Annotated in this window: 6 protein-coding genes and 4 pseudogenes; all 10 read left to right on the top strand. The window is 40.7% G+C overall.

Going from position 1 to position 5,793, the window contains the following annotated elements:
* Nucleotides 1–81 precede the first annotated feature (81 nt).
* A complete protein-coding gene (locus UF06_RS28370; protein ID WP_082069683.1) occupies nt 82–210 on the top strand; it encodes a DUF3265 domain-containing protein in 129 nt (42 codons plus the stop codon).
* Nucleotides 211–363: 153 nt separating this feature from the next.
* Nucleotides 364–534: pseudogene (locus UF06_RS28365) on the top strand (disulfide bond formation protein DsbD).
* A gap of 165 nt (nt 535–699) precedes the next feature.
* A complete protein-coding gene (locus tag UF06_RS24365) occupies nt 700–834 on the top strand; it encodes a DUF3265 domain-containing protein (RefSeq protein ID WP_083544790.1) in 135 nt (44 codons plus the stop codon).
* A gap of 42 nt (nt 835–876) precedes the next feature.
* A complete protein-coding gene (locus UF06_RS11315; protein ID WP_045570556.1) occupies nt 877–1,233 on the top strand; it encodes a DUF6404 family protein in 357 nt (118 codons plus the stop codon).
* A 146-nt stretch (nt 1,234–1,379) separates the two neighbouring features.
* Nucleotides 1,380–1,961: a hypothetical protein gene (locus UF06_RS26855; protein ID WP_001025027.1), complete on the top strand. Its 582-nt coding sequence runs from the start codon at nt 1,380–1,382 to the stop codon at nt 1,959–1,961.
* A pseudogene (locus UF06_RS28360) lies at nt 1,942–2,085 on the top strand (DUF3265 domain-containing protein). The gene UF06_RS26855 and the pseudogene UF06_RS28360 overlap by 20 nt, the downstream one beginning before the upstream one ends.
* Nucleotides 2,086–3,054: 969 nt before the next feature.
* Nucleotides 3,055–3,579: pseudogene (locus UF06_RS11295) on the top strand (AAA family ATPase).
* A 215-nt stretch (nt 3,580–3,794) separates the two neighbouring features.
* Nucleotides 3,795–4,082, top strand: a complete 288-nt coding sequence (locus UF06_RS11290; protein ID WP_039453386.1) for a hypothetical protein — start codon at nt 3,795–3,797, stop codon at nt 4,080–4,082.
* A 489-nt stretch (nt 4,083–4,571) separates the two neighbouring features.
* Nucleotides 4,572–4,691 (top strand): annotated as a pseudogene (locus UF06_RS28355) (DUF3265 domain-containing protein); the annotation flags it as partial.
* A 559-nt stretch (nt 4,692–5,250) separates the two neighbouring features.
* Nucleotides 5,251–5,532: a hypothetical protein gene (locus UF06_RS11285; RefSeq protein WP_170907960.1), complete on the top strand. Its 282-nt coding sequence runs from the start codon at nt 5,251–5,253 to the stop codon at nt 5,530–5,532.
* Nucleotides 5,533–5,793: the final 261 nt, after the last annotated feature.

Here is a 5,793-nt window from a genome sequence, read left to right as displayed (position 1 = left end):
AAAGTGATTTTCGGCTTTTGTTTGTGAGTTAAAGCTGAGTTAATCTCAGTTTGGTAAAACATAAGTCATTGAAGCTTAAGCATAACAAAGCGTTCAAGAGGGATTCATGCCGCGTGGCATTTTTGGTATGCAGTGAATTTTGGTGGTGAAAGTGGTTTGCAGAAAGTTGGTTTATGCGGCATTCACCCCTTAACGCGGCGTTATGCTTAATCTCACAAAATCAATCGGTTGTGGCCTTTTCTCTGTTCCTTCAGCCATTCGTTCTTGTTTGTCGGCAATGATTAAAAGCTGTCGCTGTTTTGAAATGAATTGATGCTGTGAGTTTCGAGCTGTTGCCTCATTTTAGTTTTGAGCCAGTTCGTGTTGAGTTTCTTTTTCTCAAGTCGCTTTGAGTGATTTGGCTCCTTGGCTTATCGGCCAAAAGCGTATCGGCAATTTACTATTGTTTTGCGCTGCCTAATGAAAAGGCAATTTCGTTGGCGCTGTTGGTTCAGCGTTGTTGCCTCATTTGAGTTTCATGCCAGTTTGCTGTGAGTCTGGTTGGTCGGGTTTTCGTTAAAAAGGCATTTTGTTCTATTGATCGTGGTGAATTTATCTCAGTTTTTGTTCAATTCATGGTTTCGATCAGGTTAACGAATTTTGGTGCTTGGGTTGGTTTGAAAGTGTGAGTTATTCTAATGGTTGCTCAAACCTAAGTGTTTGAAGTTTAAGCATAACAAACGGTTCAAGAGGGACAGCCAACGCGTGGCATTTTTATTATGCGTTGGTTTTTGTGGTTACGGTGTTATGCGGAAGCTTGGTAGTGGCGTTGTCTGCCCCTTAACCGGGCGTTAGGTTTAATTAAACAAAGTAACTCAATAGGAGCGATAAAATATAATGGATTATGAAAGGAAACTAAAAGCTGCTTCCGAAGAGCTAAATAGCAAGGGAGTGTGGAAATCTAACTATAATCCACCAAGTGCCAAGCTACTTCAAATGCTTGGCTTGCAACAACCCCCGCCATATTACCGTTCTTTTTGGGTTAACTTTACGAACTCGTTTATAGTCTACACACCAATTTTTGGGGTGTTAATGTGGTTCATTTTATGGAGCGCTGAAGGGCAATCTGTTACTTACGCAGTTATTTCGTCTTCAATTGCAGGTGTTGCTTATGGGGTAACAATGGCTTTGTATTTCTTCATCCAACGTAGACGATTGAATCTTAAAAAATGGGAAGACTTAGGTGGGGAGTAAAAACCTAACAAACGCTTCAAGACGGATTCGCAACGCGTAGCATTTTTACCATGCGTTGATTGTAGTGATTTAGGTGGTATGCGGAAACACCGTATTGCGTTGCTCACCGCTTAAGCGGGCGTTAGTGTGATTAAGAGGAAAAACATTTGAATATACCTCATGAAACGCAGTTTTTCGGTAATTTGGTGGATTTGGATTGTTATGTACAAGACTTATTATTGATACTTGAGAAAACAGAAAGTATTGAGCTTGGTAGCAATTCTGACGGTCTTACTTGTGACTGTTTTCCTGACGTTACCCGAAAAAGCCATATTGTTACTGTGCTAATTGTTCTCGAACGGGAATTCTCTGCATTTTGTAATCAGCTCAAGCTAGCAACCGATCAGCCACTAAAGTGGAATGATCTAAAAGGTAGTGCTATTGAAAGATTTATTAAGTATTGCTCGTCAGTTTGTGGTGTTACCGCACCAGAAAATCCGTCAAATCTCCAAGATGTTAAAGGGTTAATCGAACTACGAAATTGTATCGTTCACAATGACTCTTGCATTGAGGGGTTTTCTAAAGCCACTGCAATAAAACAATTAGCTTCCCGATACGACGGTATCGACATCAATGAAGGTTATATAACTCTTAGTCATGATGCTTGTATCAGGCTTACGGTTGTTGCTTTCAACTTTTTAGAAAGCTGGTATCACTCAGTATTAAATCATTTAACTCCATCACACTAACAAAGCGTTAAAGAGGGATTCGTGCCGCGTGGCATTTTTGGTATGCGGTGATTTTGGTGGTGAAAGTGGTATGCGGAAAGTTGGTTTAGGCGGCACTCACCCCTTAACGCGGCGTTATGTTTAATCACCAAAAATAAGTGGATTGTGGTTTTTCTTTGTTCCCTCGGCTGATTTGTTTTGTGTTTGTCGGCAAGTTGGCTTCAGCGGGCGCTGTTTTCCGGACACTCATTCTTTGGCGCTGGAAATTCAGAGAATTGCCTCAATCAATTTTCGAGTAAGCGCGAGGTTTGTGCGGCTGGCTCAATCAGTATTTTAACCACAAGTTTTTGGGCTTGAATTGCCAAAATTCGAAGTCTGTTTTTCAAATCTATGAATCGTTTCAGTTTTTTAGGTCTTGGCTTTTGTTTGTGAATCAAAGCTGAGTTAATCTTGGTTTTGGTAAAACGTAAGTCATTGAAGCTTAAACATAACAAACGGTTCAAGAGGGACAGCCAACGCGTGGCATTTTCACTATGCGTTGGTTTTTGTGGTTACGGTGTTATGCGGAAGCTTGGTAATGGCGTTGGCTGCCCCTTAACCGGGCGTTATGCTTAATCACCAAAAGTCAGTGGTTTATGATTGTTCTTTGTTCCCTTGGCTCTTTAGTTTGGTGTTTCTCGGCAAGTTGGCTTCAGTGGGCGCGGTTTTCTGGACAATTATTCTTTGGCGCTGGAAATTCAGCGAATTGCCTCAATCAATTTTCGGGCAAGCGCGAGGTTGAGGCGGTTGGCTCAATAAGCAATCTGATCTTAGGTTTGTTTAGAATTAGCGGTCAAAGTTCAAAGTCTGATTTTCAAAATCATGAGTCATTTCAGTTTTTTGGTTTTTGGGTTTTGTTTGTGAATCAAAGCTGAGTTAATCTTGGTTTTGGTAAAGCGTAAGTCATTGAAGCTTAAGCATAACAAACGGTTCAAGAGGGACAGCCAACGCGCTGCATTTTTACCATGCGTTAGTTTTTGTGGTTACGGTGTTATGCGGAAGCTTGGTAATGGCGTTGGCTGCCCCTTAACCGGGCGTTATGTTTCAAAGCTCAACAAATAGAAAGGATTCCTAAATGTCATATCAATTAATCGTGCTTGACGGTCCATCATGCGTGGGAAAAACACAGCTAGCGAAAGAATTACAGAAGCAATTATCTCACGAAGTTTGGTTGAGTTTTTCAATTGATACAATAGTTTATACTTTACCTCAAGTGATCCTAGATGGTTGTAATTATGAGAATAAGTGGGATGCTTTTGACCGTAATGCATTATTAGCTGGTACATTTTCGTGCGTACAGAGTTTAGTTAACTGCGGTAATAAGGTGATTTTTGATAATGTCGTCTCTACGGAACGTTGAGCGAGTGAACTGTTAGGCTACCTAAATGAGTTTCGTGTTTTTTATGTAGGTTTAACCGCAGACTGGGAGTGTCTAGAGCAACGAGTGAATGAACGTGAAGACCGTACATTGGCTGAAGTAAAACATGGATATGAAACTGCACCTAAGCATCTACCTTACGACATTCTAGTCGATACAACGCAATGTGATTCGGCGTCAGTTGCTAAAAAGGTTATCAAGGCAATGACACTAAAAGCTTAAAGAATCACCGCACATGGAAAATGAAACATAACAAATTGTTCAAGAGTGATTCGGCACGCGTGGCGTTTTCAGCATGCGTCAGGTTTTGTGGTTAAGGTGGTATGCGGAGGCTTCGGTATTACGTGCCTCACACCTTAACAAGGCGTTATACCCTTTTATATTCCACATCAGAGGGTTATCATCCTATCTGGTGTTATTTATATTGTGAGTCTGTAGTGAAGTTTTGGCCTATTTCAGTGGTTTTGATAAGCGTTTTTTCCTTTGATAGTTTAGCGAATGATGTTTTGGACACTACTCCCTTATACCCAGATGAAAAAGGGTGTGCGAGTATTGTTTGTAAAAATGTAATTGAACCTCAGAGTGTCGATAAAGCTGATGACTTTCCTGAAAGGGCTGGTAATGAAACCTTGTCTTTTATCGGTAGTTTTCTATTTGCTATAGGTGAATGGGGTTTAGCTGAGAATTTGCAGGAAGAAGAATTTAGCGGAACGGCTAAAAACTAGAGGTTTTAAAAACGAGTATAACAAACAATTTAAGAGGGATTCCCAACGCTTGGCATTTTTGCTTCTACTGCAATTTTAGTGGTTACAGTACAATGCGTTAGGTTAGGTGGCAGCGTTGCTCACCCCTTAATTGGGCGTTATGCTTAATCACCTAAAATCAGTGGTTTATGGTTTTTCTTTGTTCCCTAGGCTTTTCAGTTTTGTGTTTGTCGGCAAGCTGGCTTTTTTGAGCGCTGTTTTTCGGACACTTATTCTTTGGCGCTAGAAATTCAGAGAATTGCCTCATTCAATTCTTGGGCAAGCGCGAGGTTAGGGCGGTTGGCTCAATCAGAGATTTGATCTTAGGTTTTTTCGTTTTAGCTGCCAAATTTCAAAGTCTGATTTTCAAAATCATGAGTCATTTCAGTTTTTTGGTTTTTGGCTTTTGTTTGTGAATCAAAGTCGAGTTAATCTTGTTTTTAGTAAAACGTAAGCCATTGAAGCTTAAGCATAACAAGGCGTTTAAGCGGGATTCATGCCGCGTGGCATTTTTGGTTTGCAGTGAGTTTTGGTGGTGAAAGTGGTGTGCGGAAGGTTGGTTTATACGGCATTCACCCCTTAACGCAGCGTTATGCAACTCAGGTAAAATTAGGGGTTCAATCTTGTGGGATTTCTCCGGCCATTCGTTTTGTGTTGTCGGCAAATGAGTATTTTTACCCTAAAATTCGTGGTTTACTCAAGCCGTAAAACAGGCAAGGTTCTTTGTTTGCCTCAATGAGTTTTGGTGCTTGTTTGTTGTGAATTTAGCGGGCGCAAAGTGTGGAAAGGGCAAGTTAATCGAGCATTTCGCATTTTCTGAAAGTCTTGCTTGTTGAGTTTTCCTGGTTCAAAAGCTTGGTTTGTTGTTGAAGGGTGGACTTTGTTTTGGCGGCTAATTTATCACGGCTCCTACTTGGGTTGTTTCTTGAATCACTCAACCATTGCAATCGTGGCTTTTGATCGAGTAAAGTCAGTTTATCTTATTGAATTTGCATAACAAACGGCTCAAGAGGGATTGCCAACGCTTGGCGACTTTAGTTCAAAATTGAAGTTTAGTGTTTACAGTGTGTTTTTTAAGTTCGGCAGTGCGTTGTCAACCCCTTAGCCGAGCGTTATATTTTTTTAAGTTCAGCAATCAAAAGGATTCATGATGAACGTGGATAAAGCGAAAAAACGCATATTGAAACGAGTACAAAGAGGTTTCAAAGGTTATCCGCAAATATCATTAGAGTATTTCGGTAAAACGACGGATTTAGCGACTGAAGTCGTTATCACCTTTTTACCTGAGGAGAATGCCGAGCCTCAAATACAACGCTTTACAAGTGACAAAGATGCCCGCGAAGACGAAGCGATTCAATCTGTATTGTTAAAAATCATTGAGCGTGCGGAAGCTGCTACAGTTTTGGAAAAGCAAGAAATATCAGTTTGTTAATGGTTTATCGGCAATCCTAAACAGTCGGTCACGTTAGTGTAGATAATGAAAATATAACAAACGGCTCAAGAGGGATTGCCAACGCGTGGCGACTTTAGTGCAAAATTGAAATTCAGGGTTTACAGTGTGTTTTTGGTTCATCCGGAAAATCGATACCTGAATGGCTTTTCTGATACCATATCGCCAAAAATAGCCAGTTAATGTCAACTTCACTTCTTTACCATCGCTTTGGAATACGCGGCCCTTTCCATTATTGCTCTA

Source organism: Vibrio sp. S234-5 (assembly GCF_000960595.1).
Classification (GTDB): Bacteria; Pseudomonadota; Gammaproteobacteria; order Enterobacterales; family Vibrionaceae; genus Vibrio.
This window is presented reverse-complemented; position numbering and strand designations above follow the sequence as displayed.